This is a genomic window from Mycobacterium sp. (assembly GCF_049673265.1).
Lineage (GTDB): Bacteria > Actinomycetota > Actinomycetes > Mycobacteriales > Mycobacteriaceae > Mycobacterium.
Genome location: NZ_JBATXN010000706.1, coordinates 1 through 3,290 on the forward strand (window position 1 = coordinate 1; position 3,290 = coordinate 3,290).

Sequence of the window (3,290 nt, forward strand, 5' to 3'; positions counted from 1 at the left end):
GGGTGGAGTGCACTCATCCATGGTGCCCGTCGCTGCCCTGGCGGAGCGCTGAGGGTCGGGCCGAACCTCACCGGCCCCAGGAGCCTCTCCGGCCGCTGAGTCAGTGATCACTGTCTTTTCATTTCGACGCCAGGGGTGATATCACCGTGCTGGGCGATATCGCATGTGCATCACTTTTGAAAAACGGGTGGCACCCACCTGACGGTGCTGCTGTGGCTGTTGTTAGCCCTGCGGTCGCTTACCGGCCGCCACCTCGCCGGGATATTCGTCGTAGAACGGCACATAACCCTCGTCGCGGCCGGCCAACACGTACAGCGGGTCCTCGATGTCGGGGCCGTAACCCTGCTCGCGCAGATCCACCTTGCGGCTCTTGAACGTGGTGGTGTGCTCTATCGACTCGACCACTCGTACAAACAGCGGCAGTGCGTATCCCGGCAGCTGGTCGTACACGGTGTGGGCAACGGCCTTCCCGTCGAACTCGACGCCGTCGCGGAGCTTGACCGCGGCCATCCCGGCGCGCCCGCCGGTGCGGGGAATCTCCACACCGAACACAGCACACTCCTCGACGGACTTGTCGGCGGCCAGCGCGCGTTCCACTTGCGTCGTCGCGACGTTCTCGCCCTTCCAGCGGAAGGTATCGCCGAGCCGATCGACAAACGCGGCATGACCCATGCCCTGCGGGCTCATCACGTCACCGGTGTTGAACCAGCAGTCGCCCTCGCGAAAGGCGTTGCGCACCAACTTCTTTTCACTCGCGCTGGGATCGGTGTAACCGTCAAACGGTTGCAGGCGGTTCACCGGGCTGATTAACAGGCCCGGCTCGCCAGCGGGCACCCGCTGCACCCGGCCATTCTCACCGCGCAGCGGCTCGCCGGTGTCGGGGTCGTACTGCACGTAGGCCAGCGGCATCGGCGCAATGCCCGTCGATCGGGGGACATTGAAGATGTTGATGAACGCGGTGTTGCCCTCACTGGCCGCGTAGAACTCGCAAACCCGCTCGATACCGAACCGGGCCGTGAACTCGTCCCAAATCTCCGGACGCAACCCGTTGCCGGCAATCACCCGCACTTTGTGGGCGCGATCGGTCGGCTTGGCCGGCTGGTTGAGCAGATAGCGGCACACCTCGCCGATATAGATGAATGCCGTTGCGTCGCTGGCGATCACCTCGTCCCAAAACCGCGACGCCGAAAAGGACTTGCCCAGGGCCAGGGTTGCCCCCGAGTTGATCACCGATCCGACCGCAACGGTCAACGCATTGTTGTGGTACAGCGGCAGGCAGCTGTACAACGTATCGGAACCCCTCAGCCGCAAGCCCAGCCCGCCGAACGCCGCCAAAGCCGACAACCACCGACGATGCGTCATCACGCTGGCCTTGGGATGCCCCGTCGTGCCCGAAGTGAAGATGTAGAACGCGGTGTCCTTGGCCAGCACCGCCGACGCCGACGCCGGGTTGGTCGTGGGCGCGGTGGCTGCCAGGCGCTCCATCTCCTCGATCGTCGTCGGCGCAATGCCGGCGCCGCCGCATTCGTCTACCGCGTCGATCAGGTCGGATTCAATGACGAGCACTTTGGCGTCCAGCAAGCCCAGGCTGTGCGCCAGCACCTCGCCGCGCTGGTGGTAGTTGAGCATCCCCGCGATCGCGCCGCATTTGACCACGGCCAGCATCATCAGCACCGCATTCGGTGAGTTTCGCAGCATCACCCCGACGACGTCGCCGCGACCGACGCCGCGGGCCGCCAGCGCCGCGGCGTAGCGGTTGGCGGTCGCATTGGCCTCGCGATAGGTCAACTGCTGCTCGCCGAACCGAAGGAACACCCGGTCGCCGTACCGGGCAGCGCGTTCCTGGAACACTTTGCCGATCGACGTCTTGGAGGTCGGACGGGCCAACAGCCCGGTGAGCACGCCGCGGACCATCACCGGAACGTCGGCTAACACCCCGGGCACCCGGGTGGCGATATCGACCAACCCGACGGAGGAGCGGGTACCGGAGTCGTGTTCAGACACTGTTATCCCTCGCTTTGCTGAACCGCTGTATGCGCGGCCAGCCTAATCCGTAACGGCTCACTAACTCATTCGGGTGCGCAGGCGGCGAGTGCGTCACCCACCTCGTCGACGACCACCAGCCGGTCCAATGCGGCTTGCGCGACATATCCGCTGTCGACCAGTCCGTAAAGCCATGCACGCAACCCGTCGAAGTGTCCCGCCGGATCGAGCATCACGACCGGCTTGCCGTGCATACCCAGATACCCGCCGGTCCAGGCCTCAAACAGCTCTTCCAGCGTGCCGATGCCGCCCGGCAGCGCGATGAACGCATCGGCGCGCTCTTCCATGATCTGTTTGCGCTCCCGCATGGTGTCGGTGACGATCAGCTCGTCAGCGTCGGTGTCAGCGACTTCGCGGCGCAGCAGCATCTTGGGGATGACGCCAACGGTCCAGGCGCCGCGGGCCCGCGCGGCGGTGGCCAACGCGCCCATCGCCGAGACGTTGCCACCGCCCCAAACCAGAGTCCCGCCGCGGTCGGCGATCGCCTCGCCGAGTTCGGCGGCCAGCGCCAGCAACTCAGGATGGGTTGGCCCGGACGCTCAGTACACACAAACCGCCCACTGGCTTTTTGAGGGCACAGTCGAAACCGTAGTAGACGATGTACCAGACCGCCTTGCCGATAAAATCCGGCGGTGCCGACTGCTTGGGTTGCCGCGCCGCCCGACGCCATGCTGAACCGGGTCGCGGACGCATTGGGCGACTCCCAGCGGTCCGGCGCGGTGCTGGTCGGGACCGACGGTGTCGGCAAGACGCTGCTCGCCCGCGCTGCCGCCAAGAGGTTCGCCGCGGATAAGCCTTCGACGAGCGTCCGGTGGGTGGTGGGCACCGCGACCGAGCAGATCGTTCCCTTCGGTGCGTTCGGCGACTTACTGCAGATCACTGACATCGCCGGGACCGGCAGGCCCGCCGACTTCCTGCGCGCGGCCGCCCATTCGCTGATCAGCGACGGCGATGAGCTGTTGTTCGTGATTGACGACGCACACCACCTGGATCACCTGTCAGCCACCTTGGTGTACCAGCTGGCACTGAGCCGCTCGGCGCAGCTGGTCGTCACGGTCCGCGCCGGCGCCGAGCTGCCCGATGCGATCGCGGCGCTGCCGGCCGATGAGCTGCTGGACCTGGTCGAGGTCGAGCCGCTGGATAGGGCGGCGACCGCGGCGGTGCTGGAATCGGCGCTGGGCGCGTCGCCGGATCCGGCGGAGATCGACGAGGTGTTCAACCGCAGCCACGGCAACCCGCTGCATCTG

Annotated in this window: 3 protein-coding genes; 1 reads left to right on the plus strand and 2 read right to left on the minus strand. The window is 66.1% G+C overall.

The features are described 5' to 3' along the window. Window positions 1-222: 222 nt before the first annotated feature. Both fadD6 and WBF82_RS23935 read right to left on the minus strand, forming a co-directional pair. Window positions 223-2,004 (minus strand): long-chain-acyl-CoA synthetase FadD6, encoded by a 1,782-nt coding sequence (gene fadD6, locus WBF82_RS23930; protein ID WP_424385409.1) that lies wholly within the window; start codon window positions 2,002-2,004, stop codon window positions 223-225. A 65-nt stretch (window positions 2,005-2,069) separates the two neighbouring features. Continuing rightward, a complete protein-coding gene (locus tag WBF82_RS23935; RefSeq protein ID WP_424385410.1) occupies window positions 2,070-2,558 on the minus strand; it encodes a TIGR00730 family Rossman fold protein in 489 nt (162 codons plus the stop codon). 117 nt (window positions 2,559-2,675) lie between these two features. Between WBF82_RS23935 and WBF82_RS23940 the strand changes: the two genes are divergently transcribed. Beyond that, a partial coding sequence (locus WBF82_RS23940) for an AAA family ATPase (RefSeq protein WP_424385411.1) occupies window positions 2,676-3,290 on the plus strand: 615 nt, incomplete at its 3' end.